24 protein-coding genes are annotated in these 25,139 nt (G+C 68.4%); 8 read left to right on the top strand and 16 right to left on the bottom strand.

From position 1 onward, the window contains the following. Positions 1–3: 3 nt before the first annotated feature. A complete protein-coding gene (locus NLF94_RS01555; RefSeq protein ID WP_254839699.1) occupies positions 4–1,941 on the top strand; it encodes an ABC transporter ATP-binding protein in 1,938 nt (645 codons plus the stop codon). A 12-nt stretch (positions 1,942–1,953) separates the two neighbouring features. Here NLF94_RS01555 and NLF94_RS01550 read toward each other — a convergent pair whose 3' ends face one another. Continuing rightward, a complete protein-coding gene (locus tag NLF94_RS01550; protein ID WP_254839698.1) occupies positions 1,954–2,760 on the bottom strand; it encodes a phosphotransferase family protein in 807 nt (268 codons plus the stop codon). Between the two features lie 224 nt (positions 2,761–2,984). Between NLF94_RS01550 and NLF94_RS01545 the strand changes: the two genes are divergently transcribed. After that, complete coding sequence (locus NLF94_RS01545; RefSeq protein ID WP_254839697.1) at positions 2,985–3,851, top strand: ATP-grasp domain-containing protein; 867 nt, start codon at positions 2,985–2,987, stop codon at positions 3,849–3,851. Here NLF94_RS01545 and NLF94_RS01540 read toward each other — a convergent pair. Next, the gene (locus NLF94_RS01540) at positions 3,820–5,712 is read right to left on the bottom strand and encodes a hybrid sensor histidine kinase/response regulator (protein WP_254839696.1); all 1,893 of its coding nucleotides are present in this window, start codon (positions 5,710–5,712) and stop codon (positions 3,820–3,822) included. The two genes, NLF94_RS01545 and NLF94_RS01540, sit on opposite strands and share 32 nt — an antisense overlap. Before the next feature lie 451 nt (positions 5,713–6,163). After that, the gene (locus NLF94_RS01535) at positions 6,164–6,538 is read right to left on the bottom strand and encodes an Hsp20/alpha crystallin family protein (RefSeq protein ID WP_254839695.1); all 375 of its coding nucleotides are present in this window, start codon (positions 6,536–6,538) and stop codon (positions 6,164–6,166) included. 123 nt (positions 6,539–6,661) lie between these two features. Between NLF94_RS01535 and NLF94_RS01530 the strand changes: the two genes are divergently transcribed. Then, positions 6,662–6,976 (top strand): hypothetical protein, encoded by a 315-nt coding sequence (locus tag NLF94_RS01530; RefSeq protein ID WP_254839694.1) that lies wholly within the window; start codon positions 6,662–6,664, stop codon positions 6,974–6,976. A gap of 12 nt (positions 6,977–6,988) precedes the next feature. Here NLF94_RS01530 and NLF94_RS01525 read toward each other — a convergent pair whose 3' ends face one another. From NLF94_RS01525 to NLF94_RS01510, 4 genes are all read right to left on the bottom strand, one after another. Then, positions 6,989–8,005 (bottom strand): type II glyceraldehyde-3-phosphate dehydrogenase, encoded by a 1,017-nt coding sequence (locus NLF94_RS01525; protein WP_254839693.1) that lies wholly within the window; start codon positions 8,003–8,005, stop codon positions 6,989–6,991. 203 nt (positions 8,006–8,208) lie between these two features. Then, the gene (locus tag NLF94_RS01520) at positions 8,209–8,643 is read right to left on the bottom strand and encodes a desampylase (RefSeq protein ID WP_254839692.1); all 435 of its coding nucleotides are present in this window, start codon (positions 8,641–8,643) and stop codon (positions 8,209–8,211) included. Beyond that, on the bottom strand, positions 8,619–9,533 hold the full coding sequence (locus NLF94_RS01515; RefSeq protein ID WP_254839691.1) for a cobalamin-binding protein: 915 nt from the start codon (positions 9,531–9,533) through the stop codon (positions 8,619–8,621). Before NLF94_RS01515 ends, NLF94_RS01520 begins: the two co-directional genes overlap by 25 nt. Before the next feature lie 58 nt (positions 9,534–9,591). Next, positions 9,592–12,129: a bacterio-opsin activator domain-containing protein gene (locus NLF94_RS01510; protein ID WP_254839690.1), complete on the bottom strand. Its 2,538-nt coding sequence runs from the start codon at positions 12,127–12,129 to the stop codon at positions 9,592–9,594. A 222-nt stretch (positions 12,130–12,351) separates the two neighbouring features. Here NLF94_RS01510 and NLF94_RS01505 point away from each other — a divergent pair, with 222 nt between their 5' ends. Continuing rightward, the gene (locus NLF94_RS01505) at positions 12,352–12,990 is read left to right on the top strand and encodes an IS6 family transposase (RefSeq protein WP_254839689.1); all 639 of its coding nucleotides are present in this window, start codon (positions 12,352–12,354) and stop codon (positions 12,988–12,990) included. Between the two features lie 54 nt (positions 12,991–13,044). On the opposite strand, the gene NLF94_RS01500 is transcribed toward NLF94_RS01505, so the two are convergent. Then, positions 13,045–13,566, bottom strand: a complete 522-nt coding sequence (locus NLF94_RS01500; RefSeq protein WP_254839688.1) for an archaemetzincin family Zn-dependent metalloprotease — start codon at positions 13,564–13,566, stop codon at positions 13,045–13,047. 39 nt (positions 13,567–13,605) lie between these two features. On the opposite strand from NLF94_RS01500, the gene NLF94_RS01495 reads away from it, so the two are divergent. The 3 genes from NLF94_RS01495 to NLF94_RS01485 are packed head-to-tail and all read left to right on the top strand — an operon-like array spanning position 13,606 to position 15,052. Then, the gene (locus tag NLF94_RS01495; RefSeq protein ID WP_254839687.1) at positions 13,606–13,995 is read left to right on the top strand and encodes a UPF0146 family protein; all 390 of its coding nucleotides are present in this window, start codon (positions 13,606–13,608) and stop codon (positions 13,993–13,995) included. Further along, a complete protein-coding gene (locus NLF94_RS01490; protein WP_254839686.1) occupies positions 13,992–14,855 on the top strand; it encodes a TIGR01548 family HAD-type hydrolase in 864 nt (287 codons plus the stop codon). The genes NLF94_RS01495 and NLF94_RS01490 overlap by 4 nt, the downstream gene beginning before the upstream one ends. Continuing rightward, positions 14,852–15,052, top strand: coding sequence for a hypothetical protein (locus NLF94_RS01485; RefSeq protein WP_254839685.1), 201 nt, complete (start codon positions 14,852–14,854; stop codon positions 15,050–15,052). Before NLF94_RS01490 ends, NLF94_RS01485 begins: the two co-directional genes overlap by 4 nt. A 234-nt stretch (positions 15,053–15,286) precedes the next feature. Here the strand turns inward: NLF94_RS01485 and NLF94_RS01480 are convergent, their stop codons facing one another. The 6 genes from NLF94_RS01480 to NLF94_RS01455 all read right to left on the bottom strand — a co-directional run bounded on the left by NLF94_RS01480 (position 15,287) and on the right by NLF94_RS01455 (position 22,094). Then, positions 15,287–15,760, bottom strand: coding sequence for a DUF7529 family protein (locus NLF94_RS01480; RefSeq protein WP_254839684.1), 474 nt, complete (start codon positions 15,758–15,760; stop codon positions 15,287–15,289). A 37-nt stretch (positions 15,761–15,797) separates the two neighbouring features. After that, a complete protein-coding gene (locus NLF94_RS01475; protein WP_254839683.1) occupies positions 15,798–17,162 on the bottom strand; it encodes an ABC transporter ATP-binding protein in 1,365 nt (454 codons plus the stop codon). Next, on the bottom strand, positions 17,155–18,315 hold the full coding sequence (locus NLF94_RS01470) for an ABC transporter ATP-binding protein (RefSeq protein ID WP_254839682.1): 1,161 nt from the start codon (positions 18,313–18,315) through the stop codon (positions 17,155–17,157). The genes NLF94_RS01475 and NLF94_RS01470 overlap by 8 nt, the downstream gene beginning before the upstream one ends. Further along, positions 18,316–19,374 (bottom strand): ABC transporter permease, encoded by a 1,059-nt coding sequence (locus tag NLF94_RS01465; RefSeq protein WP_254839681.1) that lies wholly within the window; start codon positions 19,372–19,374, stop codon positions 18,316–18,318. Then, complete coding sequence (locus NLF94_RS01460; RefSeq protein ID WP_254839680.1) at positions 19,374–20,363, bottom strand: ABC transporter permease; 990 nt, start codon at positions 20,361–20,363, stop codon at positions 19,374–19,376. Before NLF94_RS01460 ends, NLF94_RS01465 begins: the two co-directional genes overlap by 1 nt. 84 nt (positions 20,364–20,447) lie before the next feature. Beyond that, positions 20,448–22,094 (bottom strand): ABC transporter substrate-binding protein, encoded by a 1,647-nt coding sequence (locus tag NLF94_RS01455; RefSeq protein WP_254839679.1) that lies wholly within the window; start codon positions 22,092–22,094, stop codon positions 20,448–20,450. Positions 22,095–22,197: 103 nt separating this feature from the next. On the opposite strand from NLF94_RS01455, the gene npdG reads away from it, so the two are divergent. Then, positions 22,198–22,866, top strand: a complete 669-nt coding sequence (npdG, locus tag NLF94_RS01450; protein WP_254839678.1) for an NADPH-dependent F420 reductase — start codon at positions 22,198–22,200, stop codon at positions 22,864–22,866. A gap of 351 nt (positions 22,867–23,217) precedes the next feature. Here npdG and NLF94_RS01445 read toward each other — a convergent pair whose 3' ends face one another. Then, positions 23,218–24,069: an ABC transporter permease gene (locus tag NLF94_RS01445; protein WP_256558683.1), complete on the bottom strand. Its 852-nt coding sequence runs from the start codon at positions 24,067–24,069 to the stop codon at positions 23,218–23,220. Beyond that, the gene (locus NLF94_RS01440) at positions 24,069–25,016 is read right to left on the bottom strand and encodes an ABC transporter ATP-binding protein (protein WP_254839677.1); all 948 of its coding nucleotides are present in this window, start codon (positions 25,014–25,016) and stop codon (positions 24,069–24,071) included. Before NLF94_RS01440 ends, NLF94_RS01445 begins: the two co-directional genes overlap by 1 nt. Positions 25,017–25,139: the final 123 nt, after the last annotated feature.

The following is a 25,139-nucleotide window of genomic DNA, read 5'->3' as shown; positions in this document are numbered from 1 at the left end:
ACGATGGCGGAGTACGGGCTGGACGGCGACGACGACGACCCCTTCGAGGAGCAGCGGGCCAACGCCGAGGACCCGATGCGCCGGCTCTTCGCCGAGTACGGTCGGCCCAACGCCGTCCAGTTCGCGGTCGGCATCCTCGCAAGCGTCTTCGCGCGCCTGCTGGATCTCCTGCCCCCGGTCCTGTTGGGGCTGGCGATCGACGCGATCTTTCGCGGCAACAAGGCGTTCGCCCTGTGGCTCGTGCCGGCTGCCTGGACACCGACGACCGAGGACGGCCAGCTGTTTTTGACCGTCGGCCTGATCGGCGGCGCGTTCCTGTTCGGGGCCGCCTTCCACTGGGTCCGCAACTGGGGGTTCAACTCCTTCGCGCAGAACATCCAGCACAGCATTCGGACCGACACCTACGACACGATGCAGCGGCTGAACATGGACTTCTTCGCCGACAAGCAGACCGGCGAGCTGATGTCCATCCTCTCGAACGACGTCAACCGCCTCGAACGGTTCCTCAACGACGGCCTGAACTCGACGTTCCGGCTTTCGGTGATGGTCCTCGGCATCGCCGGCATCCTCTTTTGGCTCAACTGGCAACTGGCGCTCATCGCCCTGGTTCCGGTGCCGCTCATCGCACTCTTCACCTACAAGTTCATCCGGATCATCCAGCCGAAGTACGCCGACGTCCGCTCGACGGTCGGGCAGGTCAACTCCCGGCTGGAGAACAACCTCGGCGGTATTCAGGTCATCAAATCCGCGAACACCGAGCCCTACGAATCCGACCGGGTCGAAGACGTCTCCGGCGAGTACTTCGACGCCAACTGGGACGCCATCGAGACCCGCATCAAGTTCTTCCCGGGGCTGCGGGTCATCGCCGGTATCGGGTTCGTGCTGACGTTCCTCGTCGGCGGCGTCTGGGTGCTGTTCACCATCCGGACCAACAGCGGCCCCGGCCCGCTGACCGAGCCGCTGTACGTCGGCGAGTTCACCACGTTCATCCTCCTGACCCAGCGGTTCATCTGGCCGATGGCCCAGTTCGGGCAGATCATCAACATGTACCAGCGCGCCTACGCATCCGCCGAGCGCATCTTCGGCCTGATGGACGAACCCGACCGACTGGCCGTCGACGCCGACGCCAAACCCCTCGAAATCGGCGAGGGCCGCGTCGAGTACGACGACGTCACCTTCGGCTACGACGACGAGCCCATCGTCGAGGACGTCAGCTTCACCGTCGAGGGTGGCGAGACGCTCGCGCTGGTCGGCCCGACGGGCGCCGGCAAGTCCACCGTCCTGAAGCTGTTGCTCCGGCTGTACGACGTCGACGACGGCGCCGTCCGAATCGACGGCCAGGACGTCCGCGAGGTGACGCTGGAGAGCATCCGTCAGCAGATCGGCTACGTGGGCCAGGACACGTTCCTCTTCTACGGGACCGTCCGGGAGAACATCGCCTACGGGAGCTTCGACGCCGACGACGACGAGGTTCGCCGCGCCGCCGAGGCCGCCGAGGCACACGAGTTCATCACCAACCTGCCGGACGGCTACGACACGATGGTCGGCGAGCGGGGCGTCAAGCTCTCCGGCGGCCAGCGGCAGCGCATCTCAATCGCCCGCGCGGTCCTGAAGGATCCCGCCATTCTCGTCCTCGACGAGGCCACCTCCGACGTCGACACCGAGACTGAGATGCTCATCCAGCGCTCGCTGGACGACCTGACCGAAGACCGCACCACCTTCGCCATCGCCCACCGGCTGTCGACCATCAAGGACGCCGACCGGATCCTCGTCCTGGAGGGTGGCCGCGTCGTCGAGCGCGGCAGTCACGGCGAACTTCTGGAAGCGGGCGGTCTCTACGCGCACCTGTGGGGCGTCCAGGCCGGCGAGATAGAGGAACTCCCCGAGGAGTTCGTCGAACGCGCCGCCGAGCGGCAGGCTCGCGTCGAGAACGACGACTGACTCGGTGTCGGCTCACAACGCCGCCAGCCGCCGTTCGAACTCCTCGCTGGCCCACTCGGCGACGGCGTCGGTCGGTGCCTCCAGCGTGTCGGCGTACCGTTCGAAGAAGCCCGAGACGCCGAGGAACCGGACCGCGCGATACACCGGGCGCCGCTCGGCGTATCCCTCCGGGAGCCCGCCTGCTCGCTCGCGGTAGCCCGCCCGGAGTGCGGCGACGAGGCGGTCGTCGGCCTCGCCGCGGGTCGGGTCGAGGATCTGGTCGCGGGCCCGGTAGAGGTCCCGCCCCGGGTCGCCGACGTGGGCCCGTTCCCAGTCGACGAACCCCACCCGGTCGTCGGTCACCATGCAGTTGGGCGCGGCGGGGTCGCCGTGCAACAGGGCCGCCGGCGCGCCGTCCAGTCGCTCGCGGTCGGCCTCGATGGCCGTCCGGACTCGCTCGAAGTGGTCCGCGAAACGGTCCGACGGCGCCAGTTCACGCATCTCCGCGACGGTGGCGCCGAGGACGTCGGTCCAGGTCCCCCTCCGCAACTCGAGTCCGTCGGCGCCGCCGACGATGCGGCCGTGGGTTTCGAAGCGCTCGGCGTGTACCGTCGCCAGCGTTCGCCCGACGCGGCGGACCAGCGCCGCGCGGGTCTCGACGTCCGCGTCGTCCCACGGGACCCACAGCGGCCGGCCAGCGGCGCCGTCCCGAGGTACGGAGGGTCCCGATCGAGACCGGCCACGAGCACCCCCGGGGCTGCCACCTCGGTCTCGGAGCGGACGTACTCGATGGCCGCCCGCTCGGCGTCGAGGCGGTCGCCGTCGCCGTCGAGGGCGCACTTGAGGTAGGCGGCGGTCCCGTCGGCGAAGCCGACCCGGACGGTCTCGTTGGCCTCGTTCCAGGAGGGACCGACGACCACCGCCTCGGCGACGTCGCGGTCGGGGAAGGCCCCCCGGACAGCCGTCTCGACACGGTCCTCCATGGATCGGATAGCGAGAGGCGCTGTCAAGACGCTTTCGACCGCCGACACCGGATTCAAGTCGGTCCGAACCCACTGTCGGGTATGCTCCGGCTCGCGGTGGCGACGGACGCCGAGACGCTCGCTCGAATCCGGGAGCCGCTGGCCGACCGCGGCATCGAGGCCGTCCACCTCCCGACCCGAGAGCGCGCCCAGCCGATCGGCGAGACGCGGGCGGCGTTCGACGTCGGCTTCGTCTACCCGCCCCGGCTGATGGAGGGCGGCGTCGCCGACGCCCTGCTGGGCGTCCCGTGGGTGAACGACCGCGAGGCCGTCCTGCGGTCGCGGAACAAGGCCGAGACGCTGGCCCGACTGGACGCCGCCGGCGTCCCGACACCACGGACGGTCCACGTCTCGAACCCGGTCGACGAACCCGAACTGCGTGCGGTCTTCGAGCGGTTCGAGCCGCCCGTCGTCGTCAAGCCGAACTCGACGACCCGCGGCGTCGGCGTCGCCAAGGCTCACGATCTCGACTCGTTTCTCGGGATCTGTGACTACCTCGCGCTGGTCCACGACTACCGTGCCGCCGACGACCGCTCGTTTCTCGTCCAGGAGTACCTCCCGGACGCCGTCGACTACCGGGCGATGGTCGTCGGCGGCGAGTACGTCGGTGCCGTCCGGCGCCGCCTGCCGGCCGACGAGCGGGCGGCCGGCCGCTGGAAGCACAACGTCCACCGCGGCGCCGTCGCCGAGGGCGTCGATCTGTCGGCCGACCTGCGGGCCCTCGCCGAGCGGACCGCGGCGGCGCTGGCGATCCCGTGGCTCGGGGTCGACCTCCTGGTGACCGACGACCGGGCGGTGGTCAACGAGACGAACGCCCGCCCGACCGTCGACGACGCGACGAAGTACGAGGCCGACATCGACGACCGGCTGGCGGCGCTCATTCGACGGACCGCACGTCGAGACCGCTGACCTCGAAGCGGGCGCCGCCCCACCGGCTCTCGGTGACCGAGACATCCCACTCGTGGGCGTCGGCGATTGCCTCGACGATGGCCAGCCCGAACCCCGTCCCGTCGTCCTCGCCGGAGGTGCCCGGCTCGAAGACCGTCTCGCGGTCCCCGGGCGGGATACCCACGCCGTCGTCGGCGACGTAGAGGCTGTCGCCGTCGATACCCACCTCGACGGTGACGTCGTCGCCGTGCTCTGCGGCGTCGTCGGGAGCGTCAGCGACCGACGGCTCGGAAGCACCTTCGCTTCCGGCGTCCTCCAGAGTCTCCGAGGGAGGGCTCGTGGAGCCGTGCTCCACGGCGTTGCTCACCAGATTACAGACGAGCGAGTAGAGCCGCTTTTGGTCGGCCACGACCGCCAGCTCCGGCGGGGCGTCCACCTCGACATCGACCCCCGTATCGTCCTCGACGGTCGCGTACACCGACGACATCGGAACCGGCTCCGGGTTCTCGACGGCGGTGCCCTGCTTTGCCAGCTCCAGCAGGTCGTCTATCATCTCCTCCATCCGGTCCAGCGCGGCCTCGGCGTCCTCGAGGTACCGCTCTTGGCCCGTCTCGACTGCCAGTTCGACGTTCCCGCTTGCGACCATCAGGGGGTTCTTCAGGTCGTGGGAGACGATCGAGGCGAACTCCTCGAGCTGGTCGTTCTTCCGCTCGAGCTGCCGCTCGCGTTCCTTGAGTTCGGTGATGTCCCGGCCCTCGGGGATCAGAAGCGTCACCTCCCCACGGTCGTCGAAGACCGGCTTGACCGAGAAGTCGATGACAGCGATCCGGTCGTCGCCCTGGACCGGGAGCTCGTCGCGGTAGAACTCGCCGTCACGGGCCGTCTCGACGGCTTCCCTCGCCGCGCGCCGGGCCTCCGTGCCCGTCTGGAACCACGGCGTCTCCCACAGCGGCTCGCCGACCACCTCCTCGCGGTCGGCGCCGACGAACTCCAGGGCCGTCTCGTTGACCTCGACGAGCGTCCCGTCCGGCTCCACCAGCCCCGTGAACTGGTAGGTGTTGTCGAAGACGGCCTCCTGGCGGAGCTGTCGCTCCTTGCGCTCGGTCACGTCCCGGAAGTACACCGACAGGCCGGACTCGGAGGGGAACGCCCGGACCTCGAACCACGTCTCCATCGGCTCGTAGTACTCCTCGAAGGTGACCGTCTCCTGGTGTTCGAGGGCGTGCCGGTACTCCTCCTCGAAGCGGCTCCCGATGGTGCCCGGGAAGGCGTCCCAGATGGTGGTATCGAGTAGTTCCGCCGGTGGCCTGTCGAGCAGTTCGGCGCCCTGCTGGTTGACGTAGGTGAACTGCCACTCCTCGTCGAGGGCCACGAACCCGTCGTCGATTCGCTCGTAGATGCGCCGGAGCCGCTCGCTTGTGGCCTCGGCCCGCTTGTGGGCGCGGTACCGTTCGACGGCGTTGGTGATACGGTTGGCCAGGACCGTGAACCGCTCGGTGTCCGGGCCCTTCTGGAGGTAGTCGGTGACGCCGGCGCTTATCGCCTCGCCCGCGACCTCCTCGCTCCCCTTGCCGGTAAAGAGGATGAAGGGGAGGTCGGGATACTCCTCGCGGACCGTCTCGAGGAACTCGATACCGTTCATCGGCGGCATGTCGTAGTCGGAGACGACGCAGTCGACCTCCGGTAACCGTCCGAGAGCGGCCTCCGGGTCCGTCTCGTGGACGACCTCCACGTCGTGTTTCGACTCCAGCACTCGTTTCGAGAGTTCGAGAAACGAATCGTCGTCGTCGAGGTGAAGAACCCGGACGTGACCGTTGCCAGCCTCGGCTACTCCCGGTCGATCAGCCAGGGCCTCGTCGGTCCCGAGCTGGCTGGTTAACATAGTTGCTGGACGTTCAGGACCGTGTTACATAACGGTTTTCGGGAACTCAGAGTCTGAGTCGAGCAGGACCGGGATCAGCAGTTTCGAGGCGGAGCCCCCGGCCTCAAGGAGCGGGGGCTTCCGACTGGTCGGAAGCGCGACGCGAGTAGGCCGGGGAGGAAGCCGACACAGTAGGGAACAACCACTGGTATTGTCGCTGATGGACTCGCCATCCGATACGCTTTTTTCAGGGGCTACCATCCCAGCAACCAGTGATACCGTCGCACACGTCGCCGGTATCACAGGCCGCAGTAGCCCGGCCCCCGAATGGTGGGGACACCGACCCCGACGGTCGTTCGGTACGGGCGAGGAATGACCTTCCTCCCCGGCGACAACTGACGGCGAGTCCCACATCAAAGCCCCTCCCTCAACGAGCCAGGTCGCAAGACCGAGCGAAGTAGGGCGGGGTCGGTTACGAGAGGTCGATGTCCGCGGAGCTGTCGGCGCGATCGAACTCGACTTCGAGGACGCCGTTGTTGAACGTCGCCGACGCCGAGTGCTCGTCGACGCGGGCCGGCAGTTCGATGCGTTCCTCGTAGTCGCTCACGTCGGTCGACGCCGAGACGGTGACGTGTCGCCCGTCGCATTTGATGTCGATGTCGTCCTTTGCGACGCCGGGCATATCCGCGACGACGCGGACCCGCTCGTCGGACTCGTAGATAGAGACGTGTGCGTCACCGCCGAAGCCGGCGTCGGCCGCGTTCACGCCGCCCGTCATCTCCTCCATCATGCGTTCGATCTCGCTGAAGATGTCGTCGAAGGGGTCGTCGCGGTCGTCACGGCGCATGTGACCGGGTAGGAGAGTCCGTGGCAAAAGCTTTCGGCCAGAGGCACGTCTCGATACGGCGAGCGTCAGACGCCCGACCGACGGGGGTTTTAGTAGATCGACGCTCAACCCCCGGACCAGACAATGTCGCCCGGGCGTCAGACCGACGCGAACGACGAGGGCGTTCCCATCGAGGTGAGCCTCGACGCCGCCGAGGAACGGCCCGCCGTCGAGTCGAACACCCGAATCGACCTCCTCGTCGAGACGGAGGCGTACCCGACCGCCCGTCTCGACGACGGCCGCTACGTGGCGTGGTGGTTCGACACCGACGCCCCCGCGCCCGCCGCGCAGGCGACCACCGAGTGGGTCGCCGCGCCGACCCGTTTTCTGGCCGCCGGCACGCTCCACGAACTCTGGGAGAACCCGGCCGCCTTCGACACCCTCGCCGCGCGGGGCTGACGGCCCTGCGCCTCAGAACCCGACGCCCATCGCCTCGTTCGTCCGTGCGATGGACTCGGCGGCGTCGGCGGTCCCCAGCACTGCACGGATGGCGTCGACGTTCTCGGGGACGACGTCGGACTCCTGGTGGATGGCCTGGAACAGGTAGAGGTCGTCGCCCTCGACGGTGACCGACTCCTCCCAGATGCAGTTCTCCCAGATGTCGGCCCGCGGCCGGTCGCGGTCCATGGCGAACTCCTTGAGTTTGCCCGCGCCGTCGATGCCGTACTCCGGCGGGACGAGGAAGGTGCGGTCCTGCTCGTCGAGCAGGTCGACGACGGCGTCGGCGTCCGGCTGCTCTGCCAGCGTCACGTTGACCGAGTGGGTGTGCATCAGCGTCGCCGGCACCTTCAGCCCGAGCGTGTCGATGTCCAGCTCGGGGAAGATGGTGTTGACGTCGGGACCGTGGTGGGAGGGCAGCGTCACCGGGTTCGGCAGGATGTCGTTGATGGGGCCGCGGCCGCTCTGGGCGGGGTCGCCGCCGCGCCGCACCAGCGTCACGCGGGCCTTCTCGACGCCGTACTCCTCCTCCAGCGGCGCCAGAAGCCGCGAGAGGCCGGTCGTGTTGCAGGAGACGACCCGGACGTGGTCGGCACCGGTCGCCGCCTCGTAGTTGCCCCGGGCGTTGAAGGAGACGTCCACGAGGTCGGCGTCCTCGCCGCCCTGGTACAGCGCGGGCGTGTCGTGGGCCTCGTACAGGTCCTTGTTCTCGGCGCCGATGCCGGACGGGCAGGCGTCGACGACGACGTCGGCGGTCTCGACCAGTTCGTCGACCTGGCCGGCCAGGTCGATGCCGGCCTCCTCGAACAGTTCGATGCGCTCCTCGACGGCCGCGTACAGCGGGTAGCCGTTCTCGACGGCGAGTTCGGCCTCGTGGTTCGGGCTGGTCTTGGCGACGCCGACCAGTTCCATGTCGGGCTGTTCGGTGACGGCGTCGGCGACCCGTTTCCCGATGGTTCCGTAGCCGTTGACCGCGACCTGGATGCTCATGCGTGGGCCTGGCGGCCCGACCGGAATAGCCGTTTCGTTCCCCGTCGAGTCCGGTGCCTGGAGAACACGAGCCTTCAGTAGCACCGGCTCGAAAGTCCCCCCGTGGCTGGCCTTCGGCCAGTATCGGCCGGGGTGAAAGGGACCGGGGCTTTCGAGGTGGTGGCGGTCGCCCGTTCCAGCGCGTCCGAACTGCGTCCGTCGGTTCAGGGAGCCTCGACCGACTCCTCGCGGAACTCGTCGCCGGTCCACCGCCAGCTTCCGACCGTCGGTTCGTCGCCGCCGAGCGAGACGACGAGATACGAGTAGCCGGGCCAGGCCGCCAGTCGGGCGTCCACCTCGCTCGGTTCGAGCGGTCCGCGCGGGTGGGAGTGGTAGAAGCCGACGACGTCCAGCCCCGTCCCGTCGATTCGCTCCAGCAGTTCGAGTTCCTCGGCGGGCGCGATCTCGTAGCGGGTGGTCGGCGCGTCCGCGGCGTTCTCGGCGCGGAACGACCGTTCGACCATCGAGCGGTCCTCGCCCCGCTCGCCCGCCAGCACGCCGACGACCTCCTCGGGTGCGCCCTCGCGGGCGTGTTCGACGAGGTCGGTGCGGACGGGGACGGGCAGTTCGAGCGTCACGGGAACGGCCTCGCCTGCCACTCCTGGGGCGCCTCGAAGCGGTCGGGGTGCAACAGGGCCGCCAGCACCTCCAGCGTGTCGACGACCCGCGGCCCCGGTCGGTTCGTGAGGTGGTGGCCGTCGACGGCGTGGACCCGGCCCTCGCGGACCGCCCGGAGGTCGGTCCATCCCTCCCGGCCGGTCAGGTCGGCGGCGTTCTCGGCGGTCTGTTCGAGGTCGAACCCGCAGGGCGCGGCGACGAGGACGTCGGGGTCGTAGTCGGCGATTTCGCGCCACTCCCGTGGCGTCGAGGCGTCGCCGGGGTCGGCGAGGCCGTAGCGACCGCCCGCCAACTCGACCAGTTCCGGCACCCAGTGGCCGGCGACCATGACGGGGTCGAGCCAGTCCAGCACCGCCACCTCGGGGGTGTCGTCGGCTCCGGCGGCGCGGTCGGCGACGGCCTCGACGCGTGACCGCAACTCGGCGACCAGTTCCTCGGCGCGGGCCTCCCGCCTGAGGGCGGCGCCGATGTCCCGCACGTCGTCGAGGACGTCCGCGACGCTGTGGGGGTCCGTCGTCAGGAGCTCGCAGTCCAAGCCGAGGTCGGTGATCGCCTCCTCGACGAGGACGGTGTCGACGGCGCAGACCTCACAGATGCCCTGCGAGATGACGAGGTCGGGGTCGAGGGCCGCGAGCGTCTCGCGGTCGATGGCGTAGACGCCGCCCTCCGATTCGGCGGCCTGCACCTGGGCGTCGATGTCGGCGCTGGCGGCGTCGGCGTCGACCCTCGACTCGACGACGCTGGGGCGGTCGGTCGCATCGGGCGGGTGGTCGCACTCGTGGGAGGTCCCGACGGGCGTCACGCCGAGGGCGTAGACGATCTCGGTCGCCGAGGGGAGCAACGAGACGACGCGTGGAGTGTCGGTGGACATCGGCGTTCGCGTTGCGGGACGGTAGGGCCGGGAGCCGAATCAATCTGCCGGGGGCGCCTCATCCGCCGGTGCCGTCCCGGCCACCCTCCAGCAGCGTCGCCAGCAGTTTCCCCTCGGCGGTCCGGAGGTGCTGGTGGAAGGTCGGCGGCGTGATGTCCAGCGAGTCGGCGACCGCCTCGCCGGAGGTCTCGCGGGGCCACTCGAAGAAGCCCGAGTAGTAAGCGGCCTCGACGGCGGTCCGCTGGCGGTCGGTCAGCCGCTCGTGCCAGGCGCGGGCGAGTCGGTCGGCGTCGCCCTCGGCGCGGGTGACCTGCCGGCGGGCGACGACGTCCACCCGGGAGAACGCCGACTCGAGGGTGTCGACGACCTGTCGGACGTCGGTCCCCCTCGGGAACTGGGCGGTGAGCCGGTAGTCGCCGTTCTCGACGACGGAGCGCTCGATGGCGCCGCCGAGGGAGGCCACGGTCGACAGCACCGGCGGCTCCGACAGCCGGAGTTCGAAGGAGACGCCGTCGGCCGTCTCGCCGACGACCGACAGCTCCTCCCAGGCGTCGACCGCCGACACCGCCGCCTCGAGGTGGTCGATGCCGGCGTCGCTGGTCGTTCCGTAGACGAGGTAGTCGGTCTCGGAGACCGACAGCATCCGGTCGACGCGGATGGTCGCCTCCATGTCCGCGATGGCCTCGACCCCCTCGAAGGCGTCCGGCACCTCGAGTTCGAGTTCGACAACGGCGTCGCTCACCAGCGCCTGCTTGCGCTGGGCGGCGGCGATGGCGTGGCCGATTATCTCGCCGAGGTGCTCGATGACGGTCCGCTCGGCGTCGCCGAAGGCGTCGGCACGGTCGGCGTAGACGTTCAAAACACCGTAGACCGTCTCCTCGTGGCGGATCGGAATGGCGGCCACCGACCGGAAGCCGTGTGTCTCGGCCGCCTCGCGCCACGGCTCGTGCCGCGGGTCCGAGAGGACGTCGCGGACCATCTGCATCTCGCCGGTCTTCAGCGCGCGCCTCGTCGGGTCGACGCCCTCGGCCTCCTCGGGGTCCGTCGAGATGGTCACCTCCTCGAGGAATCCCTCGACGCCGGCCTCGGTCCGGGCGACGACCTCCCTGCTCGGGGCGTCGGTCTCGCCGATCCAGGCGAACTCGTAGGAGTCAGATTCCGCGAGACGCCGGCAGGCCGTCTGCTCTATCTCCGCCCTGGTCGAGCGGCTGATGACCGCCTCGGTGACGTCGTGGACGACGCCGTTGAGCTGGTTGAGGACCGCGAGCCGTTCGGTGGTCTGACGGCTCTCGAGTTCGCTGCCGATCCACTCGCCGACGAGGTCGATGTACGTCTCGTGCCACTCGGAGAACCCCTCGCCAGCGTCGGTGCCGTAGAAACAGAAGGTGCCGACGACTTCGCCGTCGACCGTGATCGGCGTGCCGAGATAGCAGTTGACCCCCAGTTCGCGGTTGCCCTCGCGGCCTGCGAGTTCGGGCGCCTCCCGTTCGATGTCCTCGAGGACGAGTCGTTCCTCCCGGGAGACGGTCCGCTCGCAGTTCGTCGCCGACAGCGGGACCACGTCACCCGACTGGACGGCGTCGTCGACGCCGGACACCGTCTCGAAGACGTAGTTGTCCTCCCGCAGCCGCGACAGCGTGCCGTACTCGACATCGAGCATCTCCCGCCCGACCTCGAGGACGGCGTCGATCTGTTCGTCGAGGCTCCGCTCGCGGTCGGCGAGTATCTCCGTCGTCCGGCGGAGACACGCCTCGCGGCTCTCCAGACGGCGCTCGTACTCGCGGCGCTCGGTGATGTCGTGGGTGTAGACGACCAGCCCCTCGATGGCCGGGTCGTCGAGCAGGTTCCGGCCGCGGGCGTGCAGCGTGATCCAGCGGCCGTCGCTGTGCTCGAACCGGAACTCCACCGACCCACGGTAGCCGGGGTGCTCGACCATCGCCTGGAACTCTTCGGCGGCCGCCGCGTGGTCGGCCGGGTGGACGTATTCGAAGCCGTTCTCGCCGACCAGATCCTCCGGTTCGTAGCCGACGACGTGACGAACCGAGGGCGTGATGTACTCGACAGTCCCGTCGGGGGACATGATGGCGATGGCATCCGTCGACTCCCTGACGAGGGTCTCGTATCGCTCCCGCTGCCGTTCGTGGCGCGCCCGTTCGACGGCGTGGTAGACCGACCGGACGAGCAACTGCGGGGTCGCCTCGTCCGTGACGAGGTACTCGGCGGCACCGTGACGGACCGCCTCGATGCCGCGTTCCCGGTCGTCCAGTTCGGTCAGGACGACGATCGGCGGCGCCCGCGATTCGTCCAGAAGTGTCGTGAGCAGGTCCATCCCGCGCCGTCCGTAGCAGTCCAGGTCGAGCAGGACGACGTCGGGCGACTCCGCCTCGACCCGATCGAGGGCGTTCTCGAGGTCGGCCTCGCGGGACAGCGCCACGTCGCCGGCGCCGGTCCGGTCGCCGTCCCGGACTGCGCCGGCCGTCTTCGCCGCCAGAGCGGGGGGCGCGACCGCCTCGCGCAACATCTCGCCGACGTCACCGTCGTCGGACTCCCGTGCGAGGAGCAGTACCTCGACCGCCCGCCCGACGCCGTCGCTCATCCCCGCAGTCCCCCGCCGGGCCAGGGTCGGCCGGAGCCGTCACGTCGGGAACGCTTCCCGTCCCGGCAGCGTCGCCCCCTTCTCCCGGTAGCCGTCGGTTCGCCGTTCCCCTCTGCCGCGCTACCCATACGTCCGTCAAAGCGAGTAACAATATAAAAAATCGTCCCCGGATTCAGCGGTCGCGTTAAGTTAGAGGATGAGGCGGACGAGTTCTGAGTGCTTATGGCAGAATTCGACCGCCTCAACGGATGTATCGAGTGGATTGACTTGTCGTTTGTGGAGCGGCGGCGGACTCCCGAGTGGGCGATTCAAGTGGGCATCCGGTGTCATCTCGCCGGTATGTCAACGAGAGATGCCAGTCAATTTCTCGATGAATTGGGAGTCAATCGTAGTCACGTCGCGATTCACAACTGGGTGCACAAGGCCGATCTACAGCCGATGTCAACGGTGAGTGCGGATCAACTTGCGGTTGACGAGAAAGTGATCCGCATCAATGGCGACGACTACTGGCTGTACGGGGCCGTCGATCCCCAAACGAACGAAATCTTGCAGTTTAGGCTGTTTCCAGCTACTACGAAACAGACGACGCGGTGGTTTCTGGCCGAGCTGCATCGGCAATATCGGTTAGATGGCGTCGAATTTCTTGTCGATGACGCCGATTATCTAGTGAACGTCCTCGACGAAGACGGGTACCGATTCCAGATGATGTCACACGGGAATCGGAATGCCATCGAACGTGTCTTTTGGGAAATAGAACGACGAACATCTTCGTTTGCAAATAGTTTCACCCATGTCGAGCCGTCGACAGCAGAATCATGGCTCCAAGCCCTCGCCGTCCGGCACAACTCACGCCAAAGTTAACGCGACCGATTCAGCCGGTCGACCCCGCCCGTTTCGGGTGGAACATCAACCGTCCTACAGGACCATCCGCTGGCAGGAGCCACAGAGGTTCTCCTCTTTGACGTCGACCTCGCGGACGGTCGGCGAGAAGTTCATCACGCAGCGGGAGTTGTCGCAGTGCTCCAGGCCGAGGGTGTGGCCGATCTCGTGGACGACCTCCTTGCGGACCCGGTCGGAGAAGATCTCGCTGGCCGGCTTGTTCGAGAAGCCGCCGTCCGAGGAGGTCTGGAGCCGGTACGTCGAGATGACGGAGCCGTTGCCGGAGAGATACGCCAGCCCGAAGACGTAGTTCCGGCGCCGGTAGTAGAGGTCGTTGTCGGTGATGGCGATGTTCTTCTTGCCGCTGCCGACGCGGCTCGCCAACTCGATGAACTCCTCGGCGCGGTACTGTTCCCGCGAGGGATCGTAGGCGTCGTCGGGGACGGGCTCGCTGTCGTGGATCGTCACCTCGCAGTCGTAGACCGACCGCAACCCGCTGGAGGCCTCCCGCTTGACTACGGCGGGGAGGTCACCGACCGGCACGATGTCGACGTGCATGGGAAAACGTTAGATAGCGCTGTTCATAAACATCCCGACGTGCACACCGACGCGAACGTCGCACTCGTCGACCGATTGGCGCGGTACGACGACCTCGTGGAGGTCGGCGTCGGGGCGCGGCCGGCCGTCGCCGCCGCCCTGGCCGACCGGGGACGCACGGTGACCGCGACCGACGTCCGCGCCTGCGACGTTCCGCCGACGGTCCGGTTCGTCCGCGACGACGTGACCGACCCGACGGCCGACGTCTACCGGGGGACCGATGCCGTCTACGCGCTGAACTGCCCCCCGGAACTGCAGCGGCCCCTCGCCGACGCCGCACGGGCCGCGGGCGCCGACTGCCTGTTCACGACGCTGGGGGCCGACCCCGCCGTGGTCGACGCCGACCCCGAGACGCTCCCCGCCGAGACCCTGTTCCGAGTGAAAGCATGAAGGTAGACGCCATCGCGCTGGACATCGACGGCGTCCTCGTCGACGTCGAGCACTCCTATCGTCGCGCCATCGTCGAGTCCGTCGAACACGTCTACGGCGAGACCATCGAGAAGGAGGACATCCAGCCCTTCAAGGACGCCGGCGGCTTCAACAACGACTGGGAACTGACCTACGCCGCCGCGCTGTACGTGCTCGCCCGCCGGGAGAAGCCGCAGTTGAGCATCGAGACCTACACCGGGCTCATCGCCGCCTCGGGCGGCGGACTGGAGGCCGCCCGGACCGCCATCGCCGACGAACTCGACCCCGCCGACCGCGAGCGAATCCTCGATCGGTGGGACCGCGACCGCCTCCGGGCGGTGTTCCAGCAACTGTATCTCGGCTCCGACCGTTACCGCCGACTGGAGAGCGAGGAGCCGGACCTCGACGTCGAGGGGTTCATCGACGACGAGACGGTGCTGCTCGACGCGGAGACCCGCGAGGCGCTGACCGAGTGGCCGCTCGGCGTCGTCACGGGGCGACCGGCCGCCGAGGCCGACATCGCGCTGGAGCGGGTCGGTCTCGACGTGCCCGGCGAACGCCGGTACACGATGGACGACTGGGAGGAGGGCAAGCCCCACCCGCGGGCGTTGATGAACCTGGCCGACCGCCTCGACGCCGACAGCATCGTCTTCGTCGGCGACACGCTCGACGACATCCGGACGGCGACGAACGCCGCCGAGGCCGACCCGACGCGGGACTTCTTCGGCGTCGGCGTGCTGACCGGCGGGCTGACTGGCGAGTCCGGCAGGGAGAAGTACCGGACTGAGGGCGCGGCGGCCGTCATCGACAGCATCAACGACCTGCCGGGGGTGCTGGAGTGACCGCCGAGCGCCTCTTCGCGTGGGCCGCCGCACTCGTCTGCGCCGCCGTCTTCTGGGTCGGCTACACGAGGGGCGCACCGACGCCACCCGAGCGGGAGGTCGCCGTTGCGCTCGGTGTCGTCGTCGCGCTCCCGCTCGCCGTCGTCTTTCTCGGCTGGCTGAGCAGCCTCCGGAGCGGGACGCGTGGCTGGGGCTGACCGGTCACGGCGCGGCCCACGGAGGAGCGGTTTGCTCAAAAGAGCGCGCTGAACGCTCTCGACACGACGAACGATGCCGGCGGCATCGTTACGCCGGACGCGAGCGGAGCGAGCGTCCGGTAGCGACCGACGACTAACGCCGAGCGCCGAAGGCGCGAGGCGGCTGGAGGAGGGAGCTATTTTTCACCGAAGTTTTTGCCGGCGCGCCGCTGGCGCGCCGTGCAAAAAGTTCGGTTAGAAGAACAGTGCCGGATCGTCGTGAGTAAACGTCACGCGGGCGTCGTCCGACAGCGGGCGAACGTGGGTGTACATGACGCCCTCCTCGCGTGCGCGCTGCTGGAGCGGTCCGGCCCGGTCCAGCGACAGAAACGCCGGCACGACGACGGCGACATCGTCGCCATCGGCGGATTCGGGCAGCGTCCCCTCGACGACGACGACGAGGAGCCTGGCGGCGCCGTCGTCGGTGCGGTAGACGTGGGAGGTGTCGAACGTCGCCGTCTCGGTCAGAGTCTCCAGCGCCTCGAACTCCTCGCCCGGCGCCAGCACGTCCAGCCCGAACGGCGTACCGACCAAAAGCGACACGTCGCCGGGGTGGACGACGAACGGCTCCGTTCCCGCCTCGGCGTACTCCTCGGCCATCACCTCGGCGTCGGCGAGCAGCTCCTCCCACCGGTCCTCGACGGCCGGCGGGACGCCATCGTGGTTCATATCCCGACGCCGGGGGCGAGCGGCAAAAGCGCGGTGGTCACTCGACGGGATCTACCTCGTCCGGGTCGACGTCCGCCGGGAGCCCGCGGAGGTGACAGGCCGACCGCTCGCCGTCGGGGTTGTGGATCTCACAGACGCTCTCATAGCGGTCCCGCAGGTGGGTCTCGGCGGCCGTCCAGTTTTCGTCGGCCAGCTCCGCGAAGGCGTCCTCGAGGTACGACCGCTCGCGCTCGGGAAGCTCGACCTCGAGCAGCCGGTCGAACAGCGCCTCGACGACCGCCGACTCGTCGTCGGCCGCCGCCCGGACCTCCTCGAGGCTGATGTCCCGTCGCTCGATTCGGAGCCTGACGTCCATTATCGCCCGGTAGGTCTCCTGATCGACGTCGACGTCGGCCGGCGGGATAACCTTCGGACACCGCGTCCGGAACCGACAGCCCGACGGGGGGTCACGCGGCGAGGGAACGTCGCCGGCCAGCGGGTCGACGTCCCGCTCCCGTTCGTCCGTCGAGGCCCGGGGGACGCTCTCCAAGAGCGCCTCGGTGTAGGGGTGCTGGGGGTCGGCGAACAGCTCCTCGGTCGGCGCGATCTCGACGATCTCGCCGAGGTACATCACCGCGACCCGGTCGCAGATGTGCCGGATGACGCTGAGGTCGTGGCTGATGAACAGGTACGTGAGGCCGAACTCCGCCTGGAGGTCGGCGAGCAGGTTGAGCACCTGTGCCTGGACGCTGACGTCGAGGGCGCTCGTGGGCTCGTCGAGGACGACGAATTCGGGGTCGAGCGCCAGTGCGCGGGCGATGCCGACCCGCTGGCGCTGGCCGCCGGAGAACTCGTTGGGGTAGCGGTCGAGCTGGTCCGCCGAGAGGCCGACCCTCTCCATCAGCTCGGCGGCTCGCTCGCGTCGAAGCGCCTCCTCGGAGCGGCCCTCGCGGTCCTCGACGTCCGTCCCCGACGACGGCCAGTCGTGGACGTCCATCGGCTGGCGGACGGTCGCGCCGACGGTCATCCGGGGGTCGAGGCTGGAGAAGGGGTCCTGAAACACGACGCTCGCCCGCCGCCGGAACGAAAAGAGGTCCTCGCGCTCCGTGAGGTCGGTGCCGTCGAACTCGACGGTCCCGCCGGTCGGCTCCAGCAGCCGGAGCACCGTCTCGCCGGTCGTCGACTTCCCGCAGCCGGACTCGCCGACCAGCCCCAGGGTCTCGCCCTCGTGGATGTCGAAGGAGATGCCGTCGACGGCGCGGACGGCCGCAGTCGTGTCCCCGACCAGCCGGTCCAGAATCGAGTCGCCGGTGTCGAAGTGCTTCTCGAGGTTCCGGACGCGAACGAGCGGTGCCCCGTCGGGGTCGCCGGTCGGCGCCTCGTCCCCGGTCGCATCGTCGGTCGGCGCTCGGTCGCTACTCATCGAAGTATCCCTCCGGAAGCGCGTCGCTCTCGTCGTAGTCGTGGGCGGCGAGATAGCACATGGCCGTGTGGTCGTCGTCGACGTCGAACTCGGGCGGTTTCTCCAGACACTCCTCCATCGCCTTCGGACAGCGGTCCGCGAAGTAACACCGGTCGTCCATATCGGCGTCGAGGAGGCTGGGGACGTTCCCCTCGATCGGGTCCAGCCGGCCGCCGACGTCCTCCAGGTCGGGAACGGAACCCAGGAGCCCCCGAGTGTAGGGGTGGACGTGATCGTCGAAGACGTCCTCGAGGGTCCCGCGCTCGACGAGTTCGCCGGCGTACATCACGCCGACCCGGTCGCACATCCGGGCGATGACGCCGAGGTTGTGCGTGATGAGAAGCGTCGTCATCCCGGTTTCCGCCTGGAGGTCGTCCAGCAGTTCGAGCACCTGCGCCTGGATGGTCACGTCCAGGGCGGTCGTCGGCTCGTCGGCCACCAGCACGGACGGTTCGCCCGCCAGCGCCTGTGCGATCATCGCCCGCTGGAGCATGCCGCCGGAGAACTGGTGGGGGTACTCCTCGGCACGCTCTGCGGGGTCGGGGATGCCAACCATCTCGAGCAGTTCGACGGCGCGTGCCATCGACGCCTCGTCGACGTACTCGCGGGTCGGGAGCACGCTGTCGACGACGAAGTTCGCCAGGCCGTACCCCTGCGTCCGGGAGCGGACCGACCGCGGGTTCGCGCTCGCCCGGCGCTGGACCTCGGCGGCCTCGGCGATCTGCTTGCCGACGGTGACGGAGGGGTTGAAGCTGCTCATCGGGTCCTGGAAGATGGTCGAGAACTCGACGCCGCGGAGCGCCCGGCGCTCGCGCTCGTCGATGCGACGCAGGTCGACGGCGTCGCCGTCGACAGCCTCGGGGGACTCCTCGCCGATCCGCGCCGCGAGGTCCGGCGACCGGAGCCACACCTCGCCGTCGACGATGCGACCCGGCGCGTCGACCAGATCGAGGACGGACAGTGCCGTGACGCTCTTGCCGGAGCCGGACTCGCCGACGACCCCGAACACCTCGCGCTCCTCGACCTCGAAGGAGACCGACTCGACGGCGTTGACCTGGCCCTCGTCGGTGAAAAAGCGGGTCGTCAGGTCCTCGACCCGGAGCTTCGGCGCCATTCAGACACCCCCCTCCCCCTCGATGGAGGGGTCCAGGGCGTCCCGGAGCCAGTCGCCCAGCAGGTTCACGGCGATGACCGCCAGCACGATGGCCAGACCGGGCATCGTGGCGATCCACCAGCGGGTGCTCTGGTCGGACCGGCCGTCCGCGATGTCGGCGCCCCAGGTCAGGTCCGTCCCGGAGAAGCCGAGGAACGACAGCGCCGACTCGAGCAGGATGATGGCGGCGACCTGGATGGTCGCCAGGACGATGATCGGCGTCAGCGAGTTCGGCAGGACGTGCTGACGCATGATGCGCCAGTCGGACGCCCCGACGCTTCTGGCGGCCTTGATGTACTCCTCGCTGCGGACGCTTATCGCCTCCCCGCGGGCGACGCGGGCGAACCACACCCAGTTGACCAGGGCGACGACTATCGTGACGGTCACCGGGAACGTGAACTCCGCAGGCATCTCCGCGACGTGTGCCGATCGCGGGATTATCGCGTTCGGTACGACCTCGGAGCGGGCGGCGGCGACGAACGGGTCGGGGACGGAGACGGTGTGGAAGTCCGTGTCCCTGAACACCCCGACGAGCGCGATCGCCAGCACCAGCGAGGGAAACGCCAGCATGATGTCGGCGCCGCGCATCAGCGAATCGTCGACCCGGCCGCCGAGGTAGCCGGCGGCCAACCCGTAGGGAACCCCGATGAGCGTCGCCAGCAGCGCGCCCAGCACGCCGACCAGAACCGACACGCGGGCACCGTACAGCAGCCGCGAGTAGATGTCCTGTCCGAGCGTGTTCGTCCCGAGGGGGTACTCGGCTCGCGGCTCGACGACGACCGTCTCGGTGCCGCCGGGGGAGATGTCCTGGGTCGTGTACGTGACGCCGAGCGGCGGGAGCCCGGAGATGTCCTCGCTGTCCCCGGTGCCGATGTTGGTCACCGTCGGGTTGTGAAGCGTCAGAAACGGCGCGAACGTCGCCGAAAGCAGTATCACGAGCATCAGGATCGCACCCACCTGTGCGAGCCGACTGGTCCTGAACTCCCGTGCGAGGCTCTTTCGGACGCGGTCGGACAGCATCACTCCGCCACCCCCTTCGGGTCGAGGTACGCATAGAGCGCGTCGACGGCGATGTTGATGATGACGAACCCGGCGCCGATGACGATGATGGTCCCCTGGATCGAGGTCCAGTCGCGGTTGTTGATGCTGATGATGAGGAACCGCCCGAGACCGGGCCAGGCGAAGACGGACTCGGTGATGACCGCCCCACCGATGAGCGTCCCGAGTTGCAGCCCCAGAACCGTGACGATCGGGATGAGCGTGTTCCGGAGGACGTGCTTGTAGAGGGTCAGCGTCTCGGGGATCCCCTTCGCCCGGCAGGCCTTCACGTAGGTCTTGTTTATTTCCTCGAGCATGCCGCTGCGGGTGAGCCGGGTGATGAGCGCGGTGAAGTACGTCCCGAGCGTGATCGCGGGCAAGAAGATCGCGCCGAGCCAGTTGCCCAGCTCCGAGACCGACCGCTCGAAGGCGAGCGCCGCAAGCGCCGCCCCGAGCCCGACCGGGCGGCCGTTGGTCTCGATGAAGCTGACGTTGACGCCGACGAGGATGATGAGCATGATGCCGAGCCAGAAGTTCGGCGTCGAGATACCCACCAGCGAGAACGTCGTCGCGGCGTAGTCGGCGGGTTCGTGGCGCCGGCGGGCGCTGACGACGCCGAGCGGGATCGCGATGACGACCGCGACGACCGTCGCCGCGACCGCGAGTTCGATGGTGGCCGGCAGCCGCGTGAGGATGCGGGCGCTCACCGGCTGGCCGTTCGACATCGACGTGCCGAAATCGAGCACCACGAGGTCCTGGATGTAATCGAAGTACTGGACGTGCAGCGGCTGGTCGAGCCCGAGGTTCTCTCGGAGGCGCTGGCGGACCTCCGGGCCGGCGTCCGGCGGCAGAAGCGTCGCCGTCGGGTCGCCGGGCGTCAGAAACCGGAGGAAGAAAACGACCGTCACGACGCCCCAGATGACGAAAACACCCTGGAGGCCTCGCTTTAGCAGGAACTTTCCGAAACCCATACTGTGGCAAGAATCACCTCGGGATACAAAAATCCGACGCAACCGACGGGAATCGAAGTCGACGGACTCAGACCGGCGGAACCCTCACTCGGGGATGGTCCGGGCCCGCTGGAGCAGTTCGGCCATCTCCTCGTCGTTGAAGTGCTGGAAGGGGCCCTCGGTGAACCACGGCGACATCGCGTAGTCGCCGTCGAGCGTCGGGTTCCCCCACCCGATGAGGAAGAAGGCGGGCGACTCCGACTGTTCGGCGAGCAGCTCGTTGACCAGGTTGCCGAACTCCCGTCGGTTGGCCTCACAGGAGACGTTCTCCAGGCGGTCGATCTGGCTCGCGGCGGCCTCCGCGACGTCGGCGTCCCGGAGGTACCGGCCGACGGGGGTGTGCAGCTCTATCTCGACGCCGGCGTGGCCGCTGGACTCGACGAGCGCCTCGGCCCGCTCGGGGTCGTGCGGGTAAGGGTCGAGATCGTCGTTGTGACCGTTGTGCCCCGGCAGCGTCGGCTGACTGGTCTGGTTACCGAAGTCGCTGAGGATGCTCTCGATGATGCTCGGGACGTCGACGGCGAAGTTCATCGCCTGCCGGAACTCCTGGCTGTCGAACGGCTCGAAGGCGTCGTTCTGCACCAGGAAGATGTTCCGGATCGAGGGCACGTCGGCGTAGGTGGCCTCGTCCGACTCCTCGACGGTGGGGATGTCGTTCGGACGGACGTTCGTGATGACGTCGCTGTCGCCGCCGAGCAGCGAGTTGAGGCGGGTGCCGTCCTCCGGAATACCGTCGAACGTGACCGACTCGGGGTCGCCGCCCTCGCCCCAGTAGTCGTCGTTCTTCGTAAACGAGACGCGCGTCCCTTCGACGTACTCCTCGAGCTCGTAGGGGCCGGTCCCGTTGATGTCGGTAGCGATGTCGTTGCTCTCGTTTTCGACCCAGCTCTTCTGGATGACGCGGCCGAACGCGGTCAGGTTCCGGAACAGGGTCGGCGTGACGCTGTTGAGGGCGATGACGACGTCGCCGTCCTCGGCACGGGCCTCGTCGATGTCGCCGACGTCGCCGGCGACCTCGCTGACGTCGGGATCGTTCGCGCGGTTGATCGAGAAGGCGACGTCCTCGGCAGTCAGGTCGTCGCCGTTGTGGAACTGGACGCCGTCCCGGAGCGTCAGCCGGACCGTCCGCTCTTCGGTCCGCTCCCAGTCCGTCGCTATGAGCTCGATCGGCTTGCCCGTGTCGTCCTCACGGTAGAGGATCGGCTCGTAGGCCTGGTCGATGATGTTGTACTGCGGGGTCGCGTTCTCGCCGACCGGGTCCAGCGTCTCCAGCAGCTGGCCCTGGCTGACGGTGACGGCGTCGAGGTCCGTCTCGAACTCCTTGACGATGATGTCCTCGTCGGCCCGGGCCTCCCACTCGATGTCGCTGTTGAGCCCGTAGATGCTGAACTGCTGGTGGAGGAACACCCAGGGCGCCTGCTCGTGCGCCAGCCCGTTGACGTGCTGCAGCACCTGACTCCGGGACGGGTCCTCCGCAAGCTCGCCGTCGTAGGTCCGGAGCCCGCTCTGGGCGTCTCCGTTCCCGTTCCCGTCCATATCGGTATCGTTGCCGTTGCCGTTCCCGTTGCCGTTCCCGTCGCCGTTGCCGTTTCCGTCACCACAGCCAGCGAGACCGACACTGGCAGCGGTCGCGGCGGCCGTGCCGCCGTACTGGAGGAACGTCCGTCGATCGAGGGACTCCTTGTCGGACATACAGGTTTCCATGAAGGAAGAGTTATATATACCTTCATGCTCCACCGGTGACTGGCGTCCCCCGCACACAACGGTTAAGCCCCGTTCGGCCGTCGCTGCGAACATGCGCATCGCGCTCCTCGGCGGCACCGGCGACATCGGACAGGGACTGGCCCTTCGATGGGGTTTCGACACCGACCACGAACTGCTCGTCGGGTCGCGGGACCCCGAGCGGGCACGGGAAATGGCCGACGAGTACGAGACCGAACTCGACAGCCGCGGCGTCGAGACGGAGATCAAGGGCTTCGAGAACGCCATGGCAGCGGACCGCGCCGACGTGGTGGTGGCGTCGGTGCCGGCCTACCACCTCGTCGACACCGTCGAGGCCGTCGCCGACCGCCTCGACGAGGACACCATCCTCGTGACGCCGGCCGTCGGGATGAAGCGCGACGAGTCGGGCTTTCACTACAACCGGCCGGGAGCCGGCAGCGTCGCCGCGCTGGCTGCCGAGGCGACCCCCGAGGAGGTGTCGCTGGTCGGGGCCTTCCACAACCTGCCCGCCGGCGGGCTGGCGAACCTCGACCGGGAGTTCGAGTGGGACACGCTCGTCTTCGGCGACGACGAGGACGCCAAAGGTATCGTCGCCGACCTCGCGGAGGGCATCGAGGGGCTTCGCGCGCTGGACGTCGGCGGCCTCGAGAACGCCGCCGAGGTCGAGGCCGTGACGCCGCTTCTCATCAACGTCGCCATGGAGAACGACGGTCTCCACGACCTCGGCGTCCGGTTCGAGTAACCCACTTTTTACACGGGCCGGCGAAGCCGGCCCGGCAAAAACGTGGGGAAAATATGCGCGCGTACTCCTTCCGCTCGCTTCGCTCGCTCCAGTCCGTGCGCGCTACGGCGCCTCCCTGCGGTCGGCGCCGCGAACCGCCTCGGGGGCCGTCTCCGAAGGCCCCGCTCGGCGGATGCTGGGCTCCCTGGTTCGGGCGTCGTTTCAGTTTACGAGGACTGAATCGGCCTCTCGGTACGCTATCTTCACCGTGCGGTAGCAACCGCGAGCGGTCGGCGAAGCCGAGCCGAAAAAAGTGCGTGGGGTGGTCAAAGGATGACGGGGGACTTCGAGCGCGGAGCGGCGACGTCGTGCCTAGTCGATGAGGCCGTACCCGCGCTTGAACAGGTAGACGTCGAGGAGGACGACGGCGGCCGTCAGTCCGCTCAGGACGGCGAGCGAGAGGAGAGGGTCGACCTCCTGGTAACCGAGGAAGCCGTAGCGGACGCCGTTGACCATGTAGACCATCGGGTTCAGCAGCGACAGCGTCCGGTACAGCGACGGCAGAATCTCCAGCGAGTAGAAGACCGACCCGAAGAACACCAGCGGCCGGAGGATGAACTGGTTCATCACCGTGAGGTCGTCGAAGTCCTCGGCAACGAGGCCGCCGATGACGCCCAGAGACGCGAACAGCGTCGGAACGACGATCATGAACGCCGCCAGGTAGAGCGGTCGCTCGACGGGCACCGAGGTGAACAGCAGGCCGATGACGACGATGATGGCGCCGACGACGATGCCCCGGAGCGCGGCGGCGAGGATGTACGCCAGCACCATCGACGAGTACGACAGCGGCGACGTGAGCGTCTCGTGGATGTACTCGTTCCAGCGGCCGTGGAAGATGGAGAAGGAGGCGTTCTCGAAGGCGTTGGAGATGGCGCCGAGCACGACCAGGCCGGGGAGGATGAACAGGAGGTACTGGAAGCCGGCAATCTCGTCGATGCGGCTGCCGAGGATGACGCCGAAGACGGCGAAGTAGAGGACGTTCGTGATGGCCGGCGGGACGAAGGTGTTGCGCGGCCGGCGGACGAACCGGAGGATCTCCCGCTTCAGGAGCGAGCGGAAGCCGACGCCGAAGAGACCGCCGCCGGTCGCACGGCCGGTCGTCTCGGTGTCGTCCGCCGTGCGCGTCGACTCGGCGGCGCCGGGCGTCTCCGCCTCGCCAGCCACTATCCGACCACCTCGAGTTCCTCGGCGTCCTCGTCGGTGCGGGTCATGTCGACGAAGACCTCCTCCAGCGAGGCGCGGCGGACCTCCAGGTCGACGACCTCGTGGCCGGCGTACTCCAGTTCCCGCAGCAGGGCGGGCGCGACCCGGCCGCCGGCGGCGGCGGTGACGACGAGCGTGTCGCCGTCGAGGTCCGACTCGATGACGCCCTCGACGTCGAGGTCCGGCGTCGCGGCCGGTGCCTCCGCGAGGGTGACGTACACCTTGTCCGTGCCCCGCGAGCGGAGTTCGTCCGGCGTGGCCACCTCGACGACCCGGCCCGAGTCGGTGATGGCGACGCGGTCACAGAGCCGTTCGGCCTCCTCGATGTAGTGGGTCGTCAGCAGGATGGTGGTCCCCTCGGCGTTGAGTTCCTCGATGACGCGCCAGAGGTCCCGCCGGAGTTGCACGTCGACGCCGGCGGTCGGTTCGTCGAGGATGAGCAGTTCGGGGTCAGTCACGAGCGCGCGGGCGAGCAGAAAGCGACGCTTCATACCGCCGGAGAGCCAGTCGAAGCGGGTGTTCCGCTTGTCGTAGATGCCGACCGTCCGGAGGGCCTCCTCGGCGCGGCGCTCGGCCTCCGACTGGGGGATGCCGTGGTAGCCGGCCTTGTGTTCGAGCACCTCGTGGATGGGGAAGAACCGGTCGACGTTGAACTCCTGCGGCGAGAGACCGATGCGGTCGCGGGCCTCCCGATAGTCGTCTTCGACGTCGAAGCCGAACACCTCGGCGGTACCGCCGTCCTTGCGGACGAGACCGACGAGGACGTTGATGAACGTGGTCTTGCCGGCCCCGTTGGGACCGAGCAGTCCGAAGAACTCCCCGCGGTCGACGGTGAAGGACAGTCCGTCGAGCGCCTGCACGTCGCCGTACGACTTCGTGAGGTCGTCGGCGCGAATCGCGGGTTCCATGTGAAATCGGGGGCGCTCGCCGCGGTTAAGACTGCTGAAGACGGCCGACTGCTGCCGCCCGTTGCGGACCGGCGACATAAACCGCCCGACATAATCGGCGACGGATCTATCCGGCGGAGTTCG

Origin of the sequence: Natronomonas marina (assembly GCF_024298905.1) — an archaeon.
GTDB lineage: Archaea > Halobacteriota > Halobacteria > Halobacteriales > Haloarculaceae > Natronomonas > Natronomonas marina.
This window is presented reverse-complemented; position numbering and strand designations above follow the sequence as displayed.

Coding starts and splice junctions, on each gene's coding strand:
- NLF94_RS01555 (WP_254839699.1), top strand. CDS start 4: ATGGCGGAGTACGGGCTGGACGGCGACGACGACGACCCCTTCGAGGAG.
- NLF94_RS01545 (WP_254839697.1), top strand. CDS start 2,985: ATGCTCCGGCTCGCGGTGGCGACGGACGCCGAGACGCTCGCTCGAATC.
- NLF94_RS01540 (WP_254839696.1), bottom strand. CDS start 5,712: ATGTTAACCAGCCAGCTCGGGACCGACGAGGCCCTGGCTGATCGACCG.
- NLF94_RS01535 (WP_254839695.1), bottom strand. CDS start 6,538: ATGCGCCGTGACGACCGCGACGACCCCTTCGACGACATCTTCAGCGAG.
- NLF94_RS01530 (WP_254839694.1), top strand. CDS start 6,662: ATGTCGCCCGGGCGTCAGACCGACGCGAACGACGAGGGCGTTCCCATC.
- NLF94_RS01525 (WP_254839693.1), bottom strand. CDS start 8,005: ATGAGCATCCAGGTCGCGGTCAACGGCTACGGAACCATCGGGAAACGG.
- NLF94_RS01515 (WP_254839691.1), bottom strand. CDS start 9,533: ATGTCCACCGACACTCCACGCGTCGTCTCGTTGCTCCCCTCGGCGACC.
- NLF94_RS01510 (WP_254839690.1), bottom strand. CDS start 12,129: ATGAGCGACGGCGTCGGGCGGGCGGTCGAGGTACTGCTCCTCGCACGG.
- NLF94_RS01505 (WP_254839689.1), top strand. CDS start 12,352: ATGGCAGAATTCGACCGCCTCAACGGATGTATCGAGTGGATTGACTTG.
- NLF94_RS01500 (WP_254839688.1), bottom strand. CDS start 13,566: ATGCACGTCGACATCGTGCCGGTCGGTGACCTCCCCGCCGTAGTCAAG.
- NLF94_RS01490 (WP_254839686.1), top strand. CDS start 13,992: ATGAAGGTAGACGCCATCGCGCTGGACATCGACGGCGTCCTCGTCGAC.
- NLF94_RS01480 (WP_254839684.1), bottom strand. CDS start 15,760: ATGAACCACGATGGCGTCCCGCCGGCCGTCGAGGACCGGTGGGAGGAG.
- NLF94_RS01475 (WP_254839683.1), bottom strand. CDS start 17,162: ATGAGTAGCGACCGAGCGCCGACCGACGATGCGACCGGGGACGAGGCG.
- NLF94_RS01470 (WP_254839682.1), bottom strand. CDS start 18,315: ATGGCGCCGAAGCTCCGGGTCGAGGACCTGACGACCCGCTTTTTCACC.
- NLF94_RS01465 (WP_254839681.1), bottom strand. CDS start 19,374: ATGCTGTCCGACCGCGTCCGAAAGAGCCTCGCACGGGAGTTCAGGACC.
- NLF94_RS01460 (WP_254839680.1), bottom strand. CDS start 20,363: ATGGGTTTCGGAAAGTTCCTGCTAAAGCGAGGCCTCCAGGGTGTTTTC.
- NLF94_RS01455 (WP_254839679.1), bottom strand. CDS start 22,094: ATGTCCGACAAGGAGTCCCTCGATCGACGGACGTTCCTCCAGTACGGC.
- npdG (WP_254839678.1), top strand. CDS start 22,198: ATGCGCATCGCGCTCCTCGGCGGCACCGGCGACATCGGACAGGGACTG.
- NLF94_RS01440 (WP_254839677.1), bottom strand. CDS start 25,016: ATGGAACCCGCGATTCGCGCCGACGACCTCACGAAGTCGTACGGCGAC.